Source organism: Ruegeria sp. BB1, assembly GCF_056539465.1.
In genome coordinates, this window is the sequence record NZ_JBQFVB010000003.1 from 88890 (window position 1) to 106992 (window position 18103).

Sequence of the window (18103 nt, forward strand, 5' to 3'; positions counted from 1 at the left end):
CCTCATGTCATATAGCTGCGCACCAACGCCCCAGCGATCAGAGACCATCCATCCGCAATAACAAAAAACGCCAGCTTGAATGGCAGCGATACCGTCGCAGGCGGCACCATCATCATTCCCATCGACATCAGCACCGCCGCCACAACCAGATCAATGATCAGAAATGGCAGGAAAATCAGAAAGCCGATCTGAAAGGCGCGTGCAATCTCGGACAGCATGAAGGACGGCATCAGGATCGACAGCGGCGCCTCGGGCGTCAGGGCGATAGCGTCACCGCCTGGTCGCAAGGCCGCCATCGCGTGAAACGTATCCGGGTCCAGCCGCGCGGCCATAAAGGCTCGGAAGGGCTGAATGGCAATCTGCAACGCGGGTTCAACCGCCATGGTTTCTTCGACCATCGGTCGAATACCGGTGGCCCAGGCCTCGGAAAATACAGGCTCCATGATGAAATAAGTCAGGAACATCGCCAGGCTGACGATCAGCATGTTCGGTGGCGATTGCTGCAATCCGATCCCTTGACGCAGAATGGCCAGAACGGTGATCAGAAACGGAAAACAGGTGACCATGATCGCCAGCCCGGGTGCCAGGCTGAGGATCGTGATCAAAAGGATCAGCTGGATGGTCCGCGCCGAGATCGACCCCCCCTCGCCCAATGACAGCGACAGCTCTTGCGCCGCAGCCAGAGACGGGGACAGTGTCGCCAGCGCAACAACCAACCAAAGCAGAGCCCGCATCAACCGATCCCGTTCTGCAAATCCGCAATCTCTGTCAGGCGCACAGCAAGCTGCCCGGCCTGATCGCCCTCCATCTCTTCCAGCAGGCCGCGGGCGACCAGTTGGTCTCCGACATACAGGTCGACCGGGTCCTCGATCCGCTTGTCCAGCGTCAGCACGGCGTTCTCACCCATGTTCAGCAGGTCGCGGATCAGCGGGCGCGCACGCCCGACCGAAACCGTAACCTCAATCGGAACCGCCTCGAACGGATTGGCTTTTTCGGGTTTCGGAGTTTGGGGATCATTCATGGTTCACTGCCTCTTTTGCCTCAAATACATATGCGTCAAATGCCCCCGCGACCGCGGCGAGCAGACCGCTGCAATCCACCTCACGCTGGGTTGTACCGACCTGCAACCGGGCCTGTCCTGGCTCTAACGAGGGGTCTTCGATCACGCGAGTGGGTGAGGACAGTTCCTGCGGCAGCAGGGCCTCTACCCCAGCCGCGCGGCCTTTGGGCACGAAGATTTGCATAGGCTGGCCAATCTGTTCCCGCGCCATTTCGGTCAGCTGTTCGGCCAACCGGACAGCAAAACCGCGATCCAGCGTTTCGGGCAGGACAGTGTCCACCAGGCTTTGGAACATCGGGTCCAGCGACAATGTCATGCGGGTGACAGCCTCATGATAAGTAAAGGACATATCCTCCAACGATCTGGCCAGCCCGTCCGAGACCTGACCTCGGCTTTGTTCTTGCGCCTGAAGCGCGTCTTCCCAACCGGCGCTATAGCCTTGCTCGAACGCTGCCAGCCGCTGTTCCTCCAGCGCGTCCTCGTCCAGCAGGTGCAGCTTGCCACCCCCGGCTTGCAGCGTGAAATCCTCAAGAAGATGAGCAATCGACATCAGACACGCTCCTCACCTTCTTCAAGCCAGCTGCGCAGGATCTCGACGGTCTCTTCCTGTTTATCGCCGATCATAGCCCGCAACCGGTCGACCGGATCAGCGCCCGCCTGCGCGGCCAGCGCCGGGACGTCGCCAGCGGCAGTCTGGCCCGGCAGCGCGCTAAATTGTCCGTTTTCGTCAGTCGCTATCTCGCCGGTCAGAATGGCCTCGGGCTCAGGAGGTGCCCCGGCGGGCAGCAAGGCCGGGGCCATCGCCGGTTGAGTCAGGATCGGACGGATCACGAAGAGCCCAAGCACCAGCGAGACAATCGCCAACACTGCCATCTGGATCAGCGACATCGCGTCGAAATGAACCTTTTGCCAGATCGAGGCCGCTGCCAATGTGCCCTGCGGCTCTACCACCGGCAGGTCCAGCGATTTCAGGGTGATGACGTCCCCACGTTCGGCGTCGAACCCCACGGCCGAGGCCACAAGCTCCTTCAAGGCCTCCATCTCGGTTTCGGGCATCGGCTCAAATGTCTCGACTCCGGTCGCATCCACGGACCGTGTGCCGTTGACCAGAACCGCAACCGTCAGACGCTTGATCGCACCGGGGGCATTGTGGACTTCCAATTCAGTTTCCGAGACCTCGTAATTCACCCGTTCCCGCGTCAGCGTCGCGTTCGAATTCGATTCGTCCCCACCCGCGCCATCGCCATCCGGCAGGTTCGACGCCACGGTGACATCGGCGGATTGATTGCGGGCGCTGTCCGAGCGTTCCTCGATATCAGTGCTGATGGCAACGCGGCCATTGGGGTCAAAACGGCGTTCGCGGATGGATTCGGTCTTGGTCACGGTGTCGACGCTGACCTCAACCACAGCATTGCCCGTGCCGACGCGCGCCTCGACCAATCGCATCACACGCTCGCGCAACTGGCGCGCCTTGTCATCTGCCGTATCCGCAGCGACTGCGGTCTCCTGCGCGCCGATCACCGCCCCGTTCGAATCGACCACGGTGACATTCTCAGGCGCCAGACCACTGACGGCAGACGCCACAAGAAACCGGATCGCGTTGGCCTGATCGGATGTGATCTGCGCCCCTGACGGCACCAGATAGACCGAGGCCGTCGGCGCCACGCTGCGCTGAAACGGGTTGTTCGATCCGTTGGCAATATGAACCCGTGCCTGGCTGACATGAGGGCTGCCAACGATGGTTCGGGCCAGCTCACCTTCTTTTGCGCGCCAATAGGCGGCATCGAACATCTGCGAGGTGGTGCCAAACCCGCTAAGTGAATCCAGCAGCTCATAGCCTTGATTGCCGTTGGCGGGCATCCCCTCGCTGGCGAGTGTCATGCGCAGCTCATCTCGCTGTGATCCGGGCACGTAGATCGAGCCGCCCCGAATCTCATAAGGCACCCCGCGCTGATCCAGCGAGCGGACGACATCCCCCGCCGCGCCACTTTCCAGCCCGGCATAAAGCAAGGTCATCGACGGCGCCGTGACCAGTCGCGACATCGCAAGAACCCCAAGAAAAACCAGCACTACTGCGCCGGCGACGATGATTTGTTTACGCCTGTCCAAACTTGCCCAGACAGTTCCGATCTGCTGCACGATCACCTCCGACTCGCCGACATTCTGCCCGGCGCATCCCTTGTTTGAACGATTGCCCTTAACAATCGGTTAGTCCCTGCCGGGTTATGACGATTGCAGAACGGACAAATGAGGACGTCATGACTGACGCGACTGCAGAACAGGCAGAAGTACCAGAAAAACCTGGGAAAAAAGGGATGATCATAGGGGTGATTCTGGTCGTGGCCGGGGCGGCTGGTGGCTATTTCCTGACCACCTCCGGGTTACTTCCTTTTGTTGGCAAGCCCGCAATGGAAGACGTCAAGGAAACGGATAAGGGCAAGGCTTTAAAGGCCCTGCCGCAAGTGGGATTCATCGATCTGCCGGCGGTGATCGTGTCGGTGAACGCAGGCGATTCGCGGCATCTGAAATTTCACGCTCAGCTTGAGGTGAACAGCGAACACGCCGCCGATGTCGAAAAGATGAAACCCCGAATCATGGACATCCTGAACGGGTATCTACGCTCGGTCGAAGTCTCGGACCTTGAAGATTCTCTGGCCCTGATGCGCATCCGCGGCCATCTGCTGCGCCGCATTGAAATCGTCGTCGGAGAAGGCCGCGTGCGCGACGTTCTCGTGATGGAATTCGTTTTGAACTAGGAGGCGAAATTGGAGCTGATTGCAGATATTTTGCTGGTCGCCGGCGCGCTGGGTGCGGGTCTGTATTGTTTCGTGCTGTCCCGGCGGCTGAAACGCTTCACCGATCTGGAAAAAGGCGTGGGCGGCGCGGTTGCTGTTCTGTCGACCCAGGCGGATGAGCTTAAGAAATCCCTGGGTGCCGCACGAGCAGCCTCGGACCAGTCCGGTGCGGAATTGAAAGAGCTGACGCAGCGGGCAGAATCAGTGGCGCAGCGGTTAGAGCTGATGATGGCTTCGATGCACGACGTCGTTCCATCGCAAGATAAACCCGACCAGTCGACCGACCCCGAAGAAGATATCAGCGCCGCACCCGAGGAACAGGCGGAATCCGCCGTGGCTGAGTCAGATGAAGTCGCTGAAACGATCGAAGCGCCCGAGAAGCCAAAAAAGGACGCGACCGCCCCAGAACCGGCCAAGCGGCCGGGCGGCTTGATGTTCTTCCGCCACGATCGCTCTCAGGGTGAGGTCGCATCATGACCCGCCGGAAAGCCGATAGGCGCCCAAAAGGTGGCGTGCTGGCCGTCATCTCTTTGCTGATGATCGGGTCTGCCGCGATTCGTCTTGGGCTGGAAGCAGGACCAGCGTTGGCAAAAACTGCCGAACCTTATGCCCCCAAAGTCAAACACGCACAGGCCGATCTGCCCGGCGCACAGGTCCTGCTGACCGAACTGCTGCGCCGGGAAGAAGCGCTGAAAAAGCGCGAGGCAGCAGCGCTTGACAAGGAAAAGGCATTGGCCATCGCCGATCAGGCGATCGAGATGCGACTGGTTGCCCTGCAAGAGGCCGAAGAGGCCCTGCGCGCGACGCTCGCCATTGCCGAAAAAGCTGCCGAGACCGATCTGACGCGCCTGACGGATGTCTATCAAAGCATGAAACCCAAGGACGCCGCAGCGTTGTTTGAGACGATGGACCCAAGCTTTGCCGCCGGATTCCTGTCTCGCATGCCGCCCGATGCGGCTGCTGGTGTTCTGGCCGGTCTGCGCCCCGAAGCCGCCTATACCATCAGCGTCATAATGGCAGGCCGCAACGCCGCCGCCCCACAGGAATAAAACTCTAACCCCGCACAGGATTTTGCTGGAGATCACCCATGATCGGAATAATCGGAATTGTCGTCATTTTCGCCATGGTGTTCGGCGGTTATCTGGCTGCGGGCGGCAAAATGACCATCATTTTGAAATCGCTTCCTTTTGAGATGATGATGATCGGCGGTGCCGCTGTTGGCGCTTTCCTGATCAGCAATGACATGAGCGCCGTCAAACACACCCTCAAAGACATGGGCAAAGTGTTCAAAGGACCAAAATGGAGACCTGAGGACTACCGCGACCTGCTGTGCCTGCTGTTCTCGCTGATCCGTATTGCCAAGGCCAACCCGGTCGAGGTGGAACAACATATCGAAGACCCGGAAAATTCATCTCTGTTTTCGGCTTACCCGAAAATTCAGGCAGATAAAGAGGCCGTTGACCTGATCTGCGATACGATGCGCGCCGCCTCGATGAACTATGATGATCCGCATCAGGTGGAAGAAGTTCTTGAAAAGCGGATGGAGGCGAACTTCCACCATGCCATGCATTCCAGCCACGCCTTGCAGACGGTTGCGGATGGCCTACCCGCTTTGGGCATCGTTGCGGCGGTTCTTGGCGTGATCAAGACGATGGGTTCGATTGACCAGCCCCCCGAAGTGCTGGGTAAATTGATCGGCGGCGCCCTGGTGGGGACCTTTCTTGGGGTGTTTCTGGCTTATGGTCTGGTCGGGCCTTTCGCGGGCAAACTGAAAGCTGTCGTCGAAGAAGACAACCACTTCTACCAGCTGATCAAAGAAGTGTTGGTCGCCAATCTGCGCAACCACAACGCTGCCATGTGCATTGAGGTTGGGCGTCAGAACACCCCAACCCACAACCGCCCTGATTTCACCGAGTTGGAAGAAGCGTTGAAAGAACTCAAACAGGCAGCCGCATGACACGGTTTGCATTCTTATTCTCGGCGTTCATCTCCGGGGCCAGCGGAGCCGCAGCGCAAGATCTGACGGTGCGCTCGGGTGAGCATGAAGGTTATACCAGATTGGTGGTTAAAGTGCCTCAAGACACCGATTGGGTTCTGAAACAGACAAAAAACGGCGCACGCCTGAACGTCGCGCTGAAGGATGTGACATACCGAACCGGCACCGTCTTCCAACGCCTGACGCAAAACCGACTTGCCGCGATTTCGCAGGCCGAACCAGGCGGTGCACTGGAACTGGAGTTCGGTTGCGATTGTGTCGCTTCGGCCTTTCTTTTCAAAAGTACGATGATTGTGATTGATATCGCGCCCGGCACCTTCCTGCCGCCGCTCACCAGTGATATTCCGGCCCCGGTCCTGCCCAAATCCCCAAAAGAAATCAAAACGACAGGCCCGGAGCAGACCATTGATGCACTGGCCCTGCCGCTGTTGAACCTCAACGCGAACGGATTCGAAGACCAGCTTTCGACCCGGCTGCTGCAGGGGGCGGACCGCGGAATCATTGATCTGAACATTGCGCCGGTGGGGCCACGCGCATCCAACGGGAATCAAAGCCTGTTTTTGCCAACCGATGTTGAATTGAATGTTCAAGTGACTTCGGTTTTGGACGGTTTGAACGGGCTTTTGGGTCCGGATGTTCCAAAAGTGGAACGGCGCCCACCCTGCGTATCCAGCGCCGAGCTGGCTTTTGACCATTGGTCTGACGAGCGTCCGTTTCCAGAACAAGTCGCGCAGCTTCGATCAGAACTGTACCAAGAATTCGATACCATCGACAAAGAGAGCGCGCTGAAACTGGCGAAACTGTACGCGCATTCCGGGTTTGGCGCCGAAGCGATCCGGGCGTTGGACCTGCTGGACGAGCGATCTTTGGAAACCGAACACATCGCGGCCATTGCCCGTGTTCTGGATGATGGGCCGCTGATCGAAGACAATCCATTCCAGGGCTTGCAGCATTGCGAGGGCGATGCGGCTTTGTGGGCGGCGCTGAGTGAGGGCGACTTGCAAGGCGAGGCCAATCTAACGGCTATCGAACAGTCTTTTGCCCGCTTACCGGACCATCTGCGGCGCCATGTCGGCCCGGCTTTGTCGGACATTCTGGTAGACGGGGACGAGTTAGAAGCCGCCCGGCGGATCTTGCGCTCGGTCGATCGCGTCAAGACGCAAACCAGCGCAAATGTCGCGCAGGCAAAGGCCAAGGTTGCAGCGGCCGAAGGTGACGCCCCCCGGACCGAAGTCTTGCTGACTGAAGCGATCGAAGCGTCAGACGCCACACTTGAGGCGCCGTTGGCACTGGCCCGACTGGTCGACAAACGTTGGCTGGAACGTGGCGCAATCTCTCCTCAGGAACTGGCTCTGGCGGAATCCTACACGATTGAGTTTCGCCGTTCTGACATCGGCCCCCTGATGAATCAAACCCATATGGTCGCGCTAAGCCTGAGTCAGGAATTCGATGCCTCTCTGGATTTGGTGGCAGAGCTGTCAGAGGATGCGGAATCCGCGGACGCTCTGAACCGTGCGGTGCTTATCCTGACCGAACGCGCTGATGATGCGACCTTTTTGCGCCGCGTCCTGATCTTGTCACATAAGCATTCTCAAAATCTGAAAACCGACACAGCCATTGCCGTTGCTGACCGACTGGCAAAGCTTGGGTTTTCACGACATGCATACGCACTAGCAAAGCGTCCTCAGGACAGGCTGAGGCGGGGTGAGCGTGCCCGTCTGCGGGCCAAAGCCGCGCTATTGGATCAGCGTCCGCATCAAGCGATGCTGGAACTGGACGATGATCAGACGGACGCAGCGATTATGCTACGGACTGAAGCCCTGATTGCAGCAGAGGATTTTGCGGCGGCGGGTGATCTGATGCGCAACTCAGGTCGTGAGGATGAAGCAAACCGCTTGTTCTGGTTGGCCGATCTACCAGAGCAAGTGAATTTGGAAAATCACACCAAATTCGATCAGGTCGTCCAGACATCCCAAGGTCTAACAGCCGCACCGGCCCGACTTCCTGAAACGCCCCTGGCCGACGCGGAGAACCTATTGAGGGACAGCGTGGAAACCCGCAACAGGATTGCGGAGTTGTTTGCCATATTGAGTCAGCCGTGAATACGGCTCTAACGCGGACACTTTCCTGATTTTTTGTCGACACGCGCGACGTAAGCGACACATTTTCTAAGGATCAAATATCAACGGAGACAAGTCAGACATCCGAGAGTCCGGCGCGACCCAGCCCAAAATTGCATCCCGAATTGCCGAAGCCCGGGTCGGGCCGATGACTGGCGTTGCGAATTCCGAGTACTTGGTGATCACTTCTTCGCGGCTGATGGGGGCCTCGGGACCGCCTCGGGCGTGGACATCTCCAGAGTCGAAAATCTGCCCATCTGAGGTTTCGATACTGACATCGGCCCAACGACCCTTGGGGAAGCGGGCATTGTGACGATCACTCTCGGCCACGTGAATACGGGATATCAGCGCGGCCACTGCCGGGTCAGAAAGACCGGAACCGGAAATATGCTCGACCCCGATCCGACCGTAAAGCGCCTGCACGGCCACCGCGAAAGGCAACGAATACTGTGCCTGAGAGGTCGTGTCCGGCATTCCGGCATACAGGCAAGCACCCTGATGGAATGTGTTGATCTGAATAGACTGGATTTGCGCATGAGACAGGTCATTGTCCCGCATTACCGCCCGGACACCGTCGATTGCGGCATGGGCCCAACGGCAGATTGGGTAGGGTTTCACGTATTGATGCTCGACCTGCCAAAACTGGCCTAGATCGGCCCAATGAGGCGCGGCGATTTCTGCCTCGATCGTGATGGCGGGGGCACCGGTAAAGCCACGTTCGGCCAGAATAGCGGCTGAAACTCCGACAAGCGCACCCCAACCCGATCCGTCATGCAGCATCGTGGGGTTGGCAATCTCGCGCATCATCTGACTGCGGGGACCGTGATATTCGGCGATACCCATCGCCTGCCGCATCTGATCCAGCGAATGACCGCGCAGACGGGCGGCCATCGCGACCACACCCAACGCGTTCCATGCACCTGACGTATGGTAGTCACTGACCGAGGCATGCAGCGACAACCCCGCGCGCCCGGCAATTTCATAGCCGGTGATCACCGTCGCCAGTGCTTCGGGGCCCGTCAGATCCGGGCGATGGGCGGCCATGGCGATCAGTGCGGGCAAAACCACGACACCAATATGCCCCTTAGTCGGGTTATAGCCGTCATGCCCATCCAGGTTATCCGTCTGGGTCGCCGCCGCATAAGCCGCCCCGGCCATGCTGACCGGACGCCCGTCGAACATCATCCGGGCGCTGTAGTCCGGATCAGAGCTGCCATAGAGCAGGGCCGCCGTGTCGCGTGCGATCACCCCGGCCTCCATCGGGCCAGAGGCGATCAGGATGCCCATCGTATCCAGCATCATCAGCGCAGCCGCTTCCTTGGCGCTGTCGGGCATCTGATCGGCAGATCGGTTCAGGGCAAAATCTGCAACGCGGGCGAAAGTTCCGGTCATGAGACGCCTTCGACGACCGGCTGAATATCACGCAATTTGAGACCTTTGGGATCGAATGGCGGTTCCGAGAGGATTCTGGCGCTGTGCGGCTTGCCCAGAATGTAGATTTCGACCGTATCGCCGGGGCCGGCCACCTTGGGGTCGGCATACCCAATGGCCAGGGACTTGCCCACCGAATAGCCATAGGCACCCGAGGTCACCCGGCCTACAGGCGTACCATCGGGCATGAATATCGGCTCACCTCCGGTGGCATCAGCGTCAACGGCATCAACCTCAAAGATCGAAAGCACTTCGCGGGCAGAATTATCTTTGATGGACAGATAGGCGTCTTTGTTCAGGAAATCCTTGTCCAGTTTGATCAGGCCGGCCAACCCGACCTCTTGCGGCCAGTATTCCTGAGAATACTCCCGTCCCCACGAGCCGTAGCCTTTTTCGATGCGCAGCGATCCCAACGCGCGACCGCCAACCGGGCCACCGTTCAACTCTTTCGCCGCGTTCAAAAGCGCGGAATAGAGCCTGATTTGATCGGATTCGGCGCAGTGTAGCTCCCACCCCAGATCACCGGTGAACGAAACGCGGATGGCCAGACAGGTCACCCCGGCCACTTCGATGGTCTGGGACCGCATAAAGCGGAACGCCTCGTTCGAAAGGTCTGCGTTGGTCAGCCGTTGCAGCAGATCGCGCGATTTTGGACCGGCCACGTTGAAGCCCGCAATCCGATTGGTGGCAACCTCGAACGTGGTGCCTTCGGGCAGATCGACCATGTTGAAAAAGCGCTGATGATAGCGTTCCGCCATGCCAGAGCCGATCATCATGTATTCGTCCTCGGCCACCTTGGTGATAGTGAAATCACCGGCCACGCCACCGCGAACCGAGATCAGTGGCGTCAGGCAGGACCGTCCCACTGCAGTCGGCACCCGATTGGCCACCAGACGATCCAGCCAGTCATACGCGCCCGGCCCTTTGACCACGTAATTGGCAAAGTTCGAGATATCGATGACGCCCACATGATCGCGCAGCATCTGCACTTCGCGGCCAACTGGCTCCCACCAATTCTGGCGAGTGAAGCCGTTGGTTTCAGTCGCCCCGGGGTGATCTGCGAACCAAAGCGGGTGTTCCCAACCACAGTTCAGTCCAAAGACGCAGCCCATATCTTTCTGCATCTCGTAAGCGGGGCGCACACGGGCGGGACGGCCAGCGCTGCGTTCTTCGTTCGGGAAATGGATGGCAAATCGATGGGTATAGACATCTTCGACCCGCGCCTTGGTGAATTTCTTATCGGCCCAGTCGCCGAACCGCGCCAGATCCCAGGCGAACATGTCATATTGCGGCTCGCCCTCGACCATCCATTGCGCCGCCAACAGCCCGAGGCCACCGGATTGCGAGAAGCCGGGGATGATACCGGTACAGCAGAAATAGTTCTTCAGTTCTGGCACCGGCCCCCAGATCGCGTTGCTGTCCGGCGACCAGATCATCGGGCCGTTGATCACCCGTTTGACCCCGGCTGTTGCCGCCACCGGCACACGTTCGGTAGCGCGGATCACGTTCTCCATGATCCGATCCAGATCGTCGGGGAACAGGTCATGGGCGAAGTCCAGCGGCGTGCCGTTTTCGGCCCAGAACCGCATGTCTTTCTCATAGGCTCCGATCAGCAGGCCGTTTCCTTCCTGACGGAAATAATACTCACCATCCCGATCGGCGATCGAGGGCAGGCGACGGCCCAGTTCCGCAACCTCGTCAATCGCCTCGGTCACGAAATACTGGTGCTCGGTCGGTTGCAGCGGCAGTTCGATCCCGGCCAGAGCCGCGACTTCTCGCCCCCACAGACCCCCGGCATTGACCACCCATTGCGTGTGGATATCACCCTTTTCGGTGCGCACGATCCACGAGCCATCAGATTTCTGTTCAGTCCCTATTACAGGGCAAAACCGCTCAATCGTTGCCCCCATCGCGCGCGCCCCTGCGGCGTAGGCGTGGGTCACACCCGACGGATCGACGTTGCCGCCATCGGGTTCAAACATGATACAGCGGATATCGTCGAACTGCGCCAGCGGATGCAGTTCCATCGCCTGTTCGCAGCTGATCTCATAGAAGTTCAGGCCGTAGAATTTTGCCTTGGCCTCTTGCAGGCGCAGCTGGTGTTCGCGGTCCTCGGTCTGCGCCAGATACAGCGAGCCCGACTGGAACACGCCGCAGCCCTGTCCGGTTTCCTTTTCCAGTTCTTTATACAGGTTCATCGTATAATGCTGGATGCGGGTGATGTTGTTGTTGTCGTGCAGCCCATGAATATTCGCCGCCGCATGCCAGGTCGAACCCGAGGTCAGCTCATCCCGCTCCAGCAGCACCGCGTCAGTCCAGCCGAGCTTGGCCAGATGATAAAGGATCGAGCAGCCGACAAGACCTCCTCCGATCACAACGGCCTGGGCGTGGGTTTTCATGGGTGTGACCTCCTGCTGGCGGGCGCATGAACCGCACCCTGTCAGGAAAGTCAGCCACAGGTCAAAAGTGGCTTATGCTCTGTTCCCGACGCGAAATGTCGGGAACAGAGTATTCTCGGTATGAATAATTTTCACGCAGAGATGAGTTAATACGGTGCCTCGACATCGTTCATTGAAACATAAACCGTCTTCATCTCGCTGAAATGGTTGATCGCCAGTTTCGAATTCTCACGTCCGACACCCGACATTTTCGACCCGCCAAACGGTGCCTCGACCGGAGCAAGGTTGTAGGTGTTGATATAACAGGTGCCCGCCTCGAACCCGGCCACAATGCGGTGGGCGCGGGTCAGGTCGTTGGTGAACACACCGGCGGCCAAGCCGAATTCTGTGTCGTTGGCGCGGGCCAGTACCTCTTCCTCGGTGTCGAAATCCAACACCGACATGACCGGGCCAAAGATTTCTTCGCGCGCGATGGTCATATCATCGGTGACATCGGCAAAAACTGTAGGCTGCATATAGAACCCGTCACCTTCGATGCGCTCACCGCCAAAGACCAGCCGTGCGCCCTCGGCCTTGCCCTTTTCGACATAACCCAGCGCGATATTCATCTGGTTTTCGCTGACCATGGGGCCGAAATTGACCTCTTCATCCAGCGGATCGCCGATTTTCGCCGTTGCCAGACGTTCGGACAGACGGTTCAGGAAGGTCTCCTTGATGCCTTTCTGCACGAACACGCGGGTGCCGTTGGAACAGACCTGACCCGAGGAATAGAAATTGCCCAAAATCGCACCCGACACGGCGTTTTCGATATCGGCGTCATCGAACACGATCATTGGGGACTTGCCACCCAATTCCATGGTCACGTGTTTCATGCCATCCGCCGCGGCGGCATAGACCTTGCGGCCCGTCGGAACGGACCCGGTCAGCGATACTTTGGCCACGCGCGGGTCGGTCACCAGTGACGCACCTACATCGCCATAGCCCTGCACCACGTTGTAGACGCCTTTGGGCGCGCCGGCTTCGATCAGGATCTCGGCCACCTTCAAGGCCGACAGGGGCGTGGTCTCAGAGGGTTTGAACACCATCGTGTTGCCGCAGGCCAGCGCAGGGGCACCCTTCCAGCAAGCGATCTGGGTCGGATAGTTCCACGCACCGATTCCGACGCAGACACCCAGCGCCTCGCGGATGGTGTAGACGAAATCGCCACCGCCCAGCGGGATATGCTCACCCGTCAGCGACGCCGTCAGCCCACCGAAATATTCCAGCGCATCGGCGCCACTGGTTGCATCGGCCACCAAGGTCTCTTGCAGCGGTTTTCCGGTGTCGTGGGTTTCGAGGATCGACAGCTCACGATTACGCTCACGCATGATATCGGCGGCGCGGCGCAGAACCCGGCCACGTTCAGTTCCGGACATCGCGGCCCATTCCGCTTGCGCCGCGTTGGCGCTGTTTAGAGCCTGATTTACAATCTCTGGCGTGGCGGAATGCAGCCGCGCGATGACCTCGCCAGTGGCCGGGTAGATGACGTCGATGGGGGCGCCATTGGTGTCTTCGACATATTCACCGTTGATGAAATGGCTGGCCTTGGGCTGAAACTTCATGCCGCGTCCTTTTCTTGATTGCACCCGCGTCGGGCAAAGAGCGTTATCCGCGGATTTAGCTTTTATTGATTGGTCAGTCAATAAAAGCCGTGACAGGCAACATCCCGCCGTGTCGCAGCCCCCTCTCTTGAAATTAGAAGTTAATGTTCCATTTATGTTCTACATAGTCAGGGGAATATCCGATGACCCAGAACTTGCGAAATTCCGCCCCAAGCGGCCCGACAAACGACTATCACCTGCTGCCCGTCACGGACCGGCAGATGCGCTTTGCCCGCGCTATTGCGGAACAGTCGGCGCTGGAAATCCCGGTCGAAGCACAACGCGACCGCCGATCAATGTCAGCCTGGATTTCGGCACATAAACCACACGATCCGTCACCTTTTGCCAATTATCCCACAGGCAAGCAGGTCGCCTTTGCCGAACGGATTTCGCGCAGCAAACGCAGGCCAATCCCGTCTGAGTGTTTTCGCGACAAATACGCAATGTCCCAGTGGATCGACCACAACAAGTGACCGTTCAATTCTGGCTGTGTCCGCGCGCGTAAATGCCCACGGCCGCCGCTACGAACAGGCCCAGCAGGATATACCCAGTGATCGCCTCAGCCACGGCCAGCCCGCGGCACAGGCCTGCGGGATGCAGGTCTCCGAACCCAACCGTCGTGAATGTGACATATGAGAAATACAAAACGTCTGACGGCCCTTTGGCCCCGACCACACACAGATCGTTATACCCGAACGAGCCGTAAACGGCTGCGAACAAGAAAGGCACGACCTGAATAAAGGAGATCCCCATCAGCAACAGCTGGCGCTTTGGGGATTTCACCTGGGTCATGTAGTACCAGGTCTGCGACACCAGCCAGATCGTCAACCCTACGGTTGTTGCAGTCCCTATTTTGTCGCCAGCAGTGGTCTCGCTCAGCCGCGACAGGCCATACCAGGCAACAAAGCTGACGACCACCAGACCCAAGGCCGCGACCAAGGTCGATTTCCACTCATCCAGAGTTGTCGGGTCGCGGTGCATTAAACCTCCGATACGGTGATGCAGGTTCAATGATCGACATTCCGACCCGCGCCTGCAACCTTATTTATCAGAGAGTTAGTCGGCGCCCAGATGCTCTTGCCCGCGCTGACGCGCCAGACCGATCTGCTTCTGCCGCTCACGGAACCGCATTTTGTCGGCTTCAGAGGTTTCGTCAACACACCGATGGCAGGACACGCCATGTTCGTATTCAGGGCGCTTCATATCCTCGGGCAGAATCGGACGGCGGCAACCGTGGCACAGGTTATGCGGCCCCTCGACCAGCCCGTGCCCAACGGACACACGGTTGTCGAACACAAAGCACTCGCCCTGCCAGGTGCTGTCATCAGCTGGCATTTCTTCAAGATAGCGCAGGATGCCGCCCTTCAGGTGATACACATCCTCAACCCCCTGCCCCAGCAGGAAGTTGGTGGATTTCTCACAGCGAATACCACCGGTGCAAAACATGGCGACGCGCTTGTTGTGGAACCGCTCTTTGTTCTCTTCCCACCAAGCCGGGAACTCACGGAAACTGGCCGTTTCAGGGTCTATTGCGCCCTCAAACGTGCCAATCGCCACCTCATAATCGTTGCGGGTGTCGATCACCACCACGTCGTCCGAGCGGATCAGATCGTTCCAATCCTCAGGCTCGACATAGTTGCCGACACGGGCGCGCGGATCGATATCCGGCTGCCCCATGGTCACGATCTCTTTTTTCAAGCGCACCTTCATCTTGCCAAAAGGCGGGTGATCGGCGGTGGCCTCTTTCCAGTCCAGATCGGCACAGCCGGGCAGCGCTTTGATATGCGCCAGCACCGCATCGATCCCAGCGCGGGGGCCGGCAATGGTGCCATTGATCCCCTCTTGCGCCAGCAGCAATGTGCCTTTGACAGATTGCGTGCGGCACAGGTCCAACAAAGGCTCGCGCAGGGCAGCGTGATCCTGGAAACGGGTGAAGTGATAAAGAGCAGCGATGGTATACATGCGCGCGGTCTAAACCTGACGCAACAGAGTCGCAAGGGATCGAATTGACGCTTCGCAGCCAGATTGACGATTGGGCCTGCGCGCCCTACCGATAGAGCAACCTGAGGAGAAACCGCGATGACCCACGCCCTGCTTGTGATCGACGTCCAGAACGATTTCTGCCCCGGCGGCGCGCTGGCCGTACCCGGAGGGGATGAGATCGTGGCCCCGATCAACGCCATGATGGACGAATTCGATGCCGTGATCCTGACGCAGGACTGGCATCCGGCGGGTCATTCGTCCTTCGCCGGGTCGCATGACGACAAGAACCCGTTTGACATGACGGAAATGCACTACGGCCCGCAGGTACTTTGGCCGGATCACTGCGTTCAGGGAACCGAGGGCGCCAATTTCCATCCGGATCTGAACACCCATGCCGATCTTGTCCTTCGCAAGGGCTTTCGTAGCGGTATCGACAGCTACTCGGCGTTTTTCGAAAATGACCAGAAAACACCAACAGGGTTGGAGGGGTATCTTAAGTCGCGCGGAATCACGAAACTGACGCTCGTCGGCTTGGCCACTGATTTTTGTGTGTACTATTCCGCAATCGACGCAGCACGTCTGGGTTTTGACGTCACGGTCCGAATGGATGCGTGCCGAGCTATCGATATGGATGGATCACTGGCCGCTGCTGAAACCGCAATGCGGGAAGCCGGCGTTATCCTGGCCTAGGGGGCAGACCCCTCGGACGCCAGGTATCTCAGCACGACAATCACAACCACGGCCAGACCAAGCGCAAACCCGATACGCCCCTGAACCGAGCGTCGTTTTGGTTTGACCACATCAGGCGCTTGAGGGCTTGGCGTCAATTCCTGCAACTCGCGCGTGGCATTTGCCCGGGGGCGTGCCCGCCTTACGTCGTCCAGGAAATGCCAAAAGTCGAAATCACCACAATATTCCCCCTGAACACCCATATTGCGGATATTCGAAAACAGCCGTTTCAGGATGCGTTCACGATCCGGTGCATCTTCGGACAGGAAATAACCATGTGGAAGGCTGCCACCCTTGGATTCCAGGCTGAAGCCCGATTCCAGAAAAATACGACGAATCTTGGGGGATGCACTGTGCAGGGCCTCAACAGTCTGAGTATTGCGAAAGGTCGCGCGAACGGCGCGGTGGCCCGTCACGGCAGCCATGCCATGTTCCGGATCCACTTCATCAGGCGCAATCGCTACAATATCAAAGTCGTACTCGAGACCCATTCACCAACTAAACCTTGTTCTTCCAACCCCTTCTTTTCACTAACCAATGAAAAGATTACACAATATGCTCGATTTGTGACCTCACCTTGTCATTGTCTTCAATCTAGCGACTCTTGCCAATTCATGCACCTATTGATCTAACAACAGAAATCGCAGGAGTTCTGCCATGGTCGATATTGCGACGCGCGTGTACAATCATAAATGGAAGATTGACCCGATTGTCCGGTCTTTAATCGACACAGACTTCTACAAACTGCTGATGTGCCAGTCAGTGTTTCGAAATAAGCCCCAAACGGATGTGGTTTTTTCGCTGATCAACCGGTCGAATCACATTCCACTGGCCAAATTGATCGATGAGGGTGAGCTGCGCGAACAGCTGGATCATATCCGGTCTCTTAGCCTCAGCCGGGGTGAAAGCACCTGGCTGCGTGGCAATATGTTCTATGGGAAACGGCAGATGTTCCGCTCGGATTTTATGGAATGGTTCGAGAATCTGCGCCTGCCGCCATACCACCTTGAGCGCAAAGGCGATCAGTATGAACTGACCTTCGAGGGCAAGTGGCACGAGGTCATGCTGTGGGAAATCCCGGCGCTTGCGGTATTGATGGAGCTGCGATCCCGCGCCGTTCTAAACAATATGCGCCGGTTCGAACTGCAGGTGCTTTATGCCCGTGCCATGACCCGCGTTTGGGAAAAAATCGATCAATTGCGCAGCATCGATGGGCTGGGCATTGCTGATTTCGGCACCCGTCGGCGGCATTCCTTCCTGTGGCAGGACTGGTGCGTGCAGGCGATGATCGAAGGGCTGGGGCCCGCGTTTACCGGCACCTCGAACTGCCTGATCGCGATGCGACGCGAGGTTGAGGCGATCGGCACCAATGCCCATGAACTGCCCATGGTCTATTCCGCGCTGGCGGAATCCGACACCGAACTGGCGCAGGCCCCCTATGACGTCCTCAGCGACTGGCACGAGGAACATGACGGCAATCTGCGCATCATCCTGCCCGACACCTATGGCACGCAGGGCTTTCTGGACAATGCGCCGGATTGGTTGGCGGGATGGACCGGTATTCGTGTCGACAGCGGAGATCCGGCGACAGGTGCCGAGATTGCCATCAACTGGTGGAAATCGCGCGGTGAGGACCCGCTGCAAAAGCGGGTAATCTTCTCGGACGGGCTGGACGTGGACAAAATCCACGAACTACACAGCCAGTTCGCTCATCGCACGAAGGTCTCGTTTGGTTGGGGCACCTTGCTGACCAATGATTTCCGTGGACTTGTCCCGAATGACGCACTGGCACCGTTCTCGCTGGTCTGCAAGGCGGTGTCCGCCAATGGCCGACCAACCGTGAAACTGTCCGACAACCCGGAAAAAGCGATGGGCCCAAAGGATGAGATCGAGCGCTATAAGCGCGTCTTCGGTGTGGGTGCACAACAGTCGATCGAAGTGATTGTTTAG

The 18103-nt window shown here is 58.4% G+C and carries 18 protein-coding genes; 8 read left to right on the forward strand and 10 right to left on the reverse strand.

Annotated elements, in window-relative coordinates:
* Positions 1 to 2 precede the first annotated feature (2 nt).
* Genes fliP through fliF form a run of 4 tightly spaced genes read right to left on the reverse strand, consistent with a single transcriptional unit; the run spans position 3 to position 3199 of the window.
* On the reverse strand, positions 3 to 734 hold the full coding sequence (gene fliP / locus ACR0AL_RS09785) for a flagellar type III secretion system pore protein FliP (RefSeq protein ID WP_480647721.1): 732 nt from the start codon (positions 732 to 734) through the stop codon (positions 3 to 5).
* Positions 734 to 1021, reverse strand: coding sequence for a FliM/FliN family flagellar motor switch protein (locus tag ACR0AL_RS09790; protein ID WP_170360799.1), 288 nt, complete (start codon positions 1019 to 1021; stop codon positions 734 to 736). The genes fliP and ACR0AL_RS09790 overlap by 1 nt, the downstream gene beginning before the upstream one ends.
* Positions 1014 to 1610, reverse strand: a complete 597-nt coding sequence (locus ACR0AL_RS09795; protein ID WP_170349746.1) for a FliH/SctL family protein — start codon at positions 1608 to 1610, stop codon at positions 1014 to 1016. The genes ACR0AL_RS09790 and ACR0AL_RS09795 overlap by 8 nt, the downstream gene beginning before the upstream one ends.
* A complete protein-coding gene (fliF, locus tag ACR0AL_RS09800; RefSeq protein WP_480662818.1) occupies positions 1610 to 3199 on the reverse strand; it encodes a flagellar basal-body MS-ring/collar protein FliF in 1590 nt (529 codons plus the stop codon). The genes ACR0AL_RS09795 and fliF overlap by 1 nt, the downstream gene beginning before the upstream one ends.
* Before the next feature lie 119 nt (positions 3200 to 3318).
* Here fliF and ACR0AL_RS09805 point away from each other — a divergent pair, with 119 nt between their 5' ends.
* The 5 genes from ACR0AL_RS09805 to ACR0AL_RS09825 are packed head-to-tail and all read left to right on the forward strand — an operon-like array spanning position 3319 to position 7953.
* A complete protein-coding gene (locus ACR0AL_RS09805) occupies positions 3319 to 3816 on the forward strand; it encodes a flagellar basal body-associated FliL family protein (RefSeq protein WP_480662820.1) in 498 nt (165 codons plus the stop codon).
* Between the two features lie 9 nt (positions 3817 to 3825).
* Positions 3826 to 4332 carry a DUF6468 domain-containing protein gene (locus tag ACR0AL_RS09810; protein WP_170349743.1) on the forward strand — a complete coding sequence of 169 codons (507 nt, stop codon included), beginning with the start codon at positions 3826 to 3828 and terminating at the stop codon, positions 4330 to 4332.
* A complete protein-coding gene (locus ACR0AL_RS09815; protein ID WP_170410821.1) occupies positions 4329 to 4904 on the forward strand; it encodes a MotE family protein in 576 nt (191 codons plus the stop codon). The genes ACR0AL_RS09810 and ACR0AL_RS09815 overlap by 4 nt, the downstream gene beginning before the upstream one ends.
* A gap of 38 nt (positions 4905 to 4942) precedes the next feature.
* Positions 4943 to 5812: a flagellar motor stator protein MotA gene (motA, locus tag ACR0AL_RS09820; protein ID WP_480662821.1), complete on the forward strand. Its 870-nt coding sequence runs from the start codon at positions 4943 to 4945 to the stop codon at positions 5810 to 5812.
* Positions 5809 to 7953, forward strand: a complete 2145-nt coding sequence (locus ACR0AL_RS09825; RefSeq protein ID WP_480662823.1) for a hypothetical protein — start codon at positions 5809 to 5811, stop codon at positions 7951 to 7953. Before motA ends, ACR0AL_RS09825 begins: the two co-directional genes overlap by 4 nt.
* Positions 7954 to 8019: 66 nt before the next feature.
* Here the strand turns inward: ACR0AL_RS09825 and ACR0AL_RS09830 are convergent, their stop codons facing one another.
* The 3 genes from ACR0AL_RS09830 to betB form a co-directional block, all read right to left on the reverse strand.
* Entirely contained in the window at positions 8020 to 9363 is a 1344-nt protein-coding gene (locus ACR0AL_RS09830) for an MmgE/PrpD family protein (protein WP_480662825.1), read from the reverse strand.
* Positions 9360 to 11801, reverse strand: coding sequence for a GcvT family protein (locus ACR0AL_RS09835; protein WP_480662827.1), 2442 nt, complete (start codon positions 11799 to 11801; stop codon positions 9360 to 9362). Before ACR0AL_RS09835 ends, ACR0AL_RS09830 begins: the two co-directional genes overlap by 4 nt.
* A 146-nt stretch (positions 11802 to 11947) precedes the next feature.
* Positions 11948 to 13402 (reverse strand): betaine-aldehyde dehydrogenase, encoded by a 1455-nt coding sequence (betB, locus tag ACR0AL_RS09840; RefSeq protein WP_480662829.1) that lies wholly within the window; start codon positions 13400 to 13402, stop codon positions 11948 to 11950.
* A gap of 182 nt (positions 13403 to 13584) precedes the next feature.
* Between betB and ACR0AL_RS09845 the strand changes: the two genes are divergently transcribed.
* On the forward strand, positions 13585 to 13914 hold the full coding sequence (locus tag ACR0AL_RS09845; RefSeq protein WP_170360821.1) for a hypothetical protein: 330 nt from the start codon (positions 13585 to 13587) through the stop codon (positions 13912 to 13914).
* Positions 13915 to 13918: 4 nt separating this feature from the next.
* Here ACR0AL_RS09845 and ACR0AL_RS09850 read toward each other — a convergent pair whose 3' ends face one another.
* Positions 13919 to 14422 carry a potassium channel family protein gene (locus ACR0AL_RS09850; protein ID WP_170349735.1) on the reverse strand — a complete coding sequence of 168 codons (504 nt, stop codon included), beginning with the start codon at positions 14420 to 14422 and terminating at the stop codon, positions 13919 to 13921.
* Positions 14423 to 14497: 75 nt separating this feature from the next.
* Complete coding sequence (gene trhO / locus ACR0AL_RS09855; RefSeq protein ID WP_170360823.1) at positions 14498 to 15403, reverse strand: oxygen-dependent tRNA uridine(34) hydroxylase TrhO; 906 nt, start codon at positions 15401 to 15403, stop codon at positions 14498 to 14500.
* Between the two features lie 117 nt (positions 15404 to 15520).
* On the opposite strand from trhO, the gene pncA reads away from it, so the two are divergent.
* Positions 15521 to 16114, forward strand: a complete 594-nt coding sequence (gene pncA / locus ACR0AL_RS09860; RefSeq protein WP_170349733.1) for a bifunctional nicotinamidase/pyrazinamidase — start codon at positions 15521 to 15523, stop codon at positions 16112 to 16114.
* Here the strand turns inward: pncA and ACR0AL_RS09865 are convergent.
* Positions 16111 to 16644 (reverse strand): hypothetical protein, encoded by a 534-nt coding sequence (locus ACR0AL_RS09865; protein ID WP_170349732.1) that lies wholly within the window; start codon positions 16642 to 16644, stop codon positions 16111 to 16113. The two genes, pncA and ACR0AL_RS09865, sit on opposite strands and share 4 nt — an antisense overlap.
* 166 nt (positions 16645 to 16810) lie before the next feature.
* Between ACR0AL_RS09865 and pncB the strand changes: the two genes are divergently transcribed.
* Entirely contained in the window at positions 16811 to 18103 is a 1293-nt protein-coding gene (gene pncB / locus ACR0AL_RS09870; RefSeq protein WP_480662831.1) for a nicotinate phosphoribosyltransferase, read from the forward strand.

Excerpts from the sequence above, each read along its gene's own strand:
- fliP (WP_480647721.1), bottom strand. The coding sequence starts at position 734 with ATGCGGGCTCTGCTTTGGTTGGTTGTTGCGCTGGCGACACTGTCCCCG.
- ACR0AL_RS09790 (WP_170360799.1), bottom strand. The coding sequence starts at position 1,021 with ATGAATGATCCCCAAACTCCGAAACCCGAAAAAGCCAATCCGTTCGAG.
- ACR0AL_RS09795 (WP_170349746.1), bottom strand. The coding sequence starts at position 1,610 with ATGTCGATTGCTCATCTTCTTGAGGATTTCACGCTGCAAGCCGGGGGT.
- ACR0AL_RS09805 (WP_480662820.1), top strand. The coding sequence starts at position 3,319 with ATGACTGACGCGACTGCAGAACAGGCAGAAGTACCAGAAAAACCTGGG.
- ACR0AL_RS09815 (WP_170410821.1), top strand. The coding sequence starts at position 4,329 with ATGACCCGCCGGAAAGCCGATAGGCGCCCAAAAGGTGGCGTGCTGGCC.
- motA (WP_480662821.1), top strand. The coding sequence starts at position 4,943 with ATGATCGGAATAATCGGAATTGTCGTCATTTTCGCCATGGTGTTCGGC.
- ACR0AL_RS09825 (WP_480662823.1), top strand. The coding sequence starts at position 5,809 with ATGACACGGTTTGCATTCTTATTCTCGGCGTTCATCTCCGGGGCCAGC.
- ACR0AL_RS09830 (WP_480662825.1), bottom strand. The coding sequence starts at position 9,363 with ATGACCGGAACTTTCGCCCGCGTTGCAGATTTTGCCCTGAACCGATCT.
- ACR0AL_RS09835 (WP_480662827.1), bottom strand. The coding sequence starts at position 11,801 with ATGAAAACCCACGCCCAGGCCGTTGTGATCGGAGGAGGTCTTGTCGGC.
- betB (WP_480662829.1), bottom strand. The coding sequence starts at position 13,402 with ATGAAGTTTCAGCCCAAGGCCAGCCATTTCATCAACGGTGAATATGTC.
- ACR0AL_RS09845 (WP_170360821.1), top strand. The coding sequence starts at position 13,585 with ATGACCCAGAACTTGCGAAATTCCGCCCCAAGCGGCCCGACAAACGAC.
- ACR0AL_RS09850 (WP_170349735.1), bottom strand. The coding sequence starts at position 14,422 with ATGCACCGCGACCCGACAACTCTGGATGAGTGGAAATCGACCTTGGTC.
- trhO (WP_170360823.1), bottom strand. The coding sequence starts at position 15,403 with ATGTATACCATCGCTGCTCTTTATCACTTCACCCGTTTCCAGGATCAC.
- pncA (WP_170349733.1), top strand. The coding sequence starts at position 15,521 with ATGACCCACGCCCTGCTTGTGATCGACGTCCAGAACGATTTCTGCCCC.
- ACR0AL_RS09865 (WP_170349732.1), bottom strand. The coding sequence starts at position 16,644 with ATGGGTCTCGAGTACGACTTTGATATTGTAGCGATTGCGCCTGATGAA.
- pncB (WP_480662831.1), top strand. The coding sequence starts at position 16,811 with ATGGTCGATATTGCGACGCGCGTGTACAATCATAAATGGAAGATTGAC.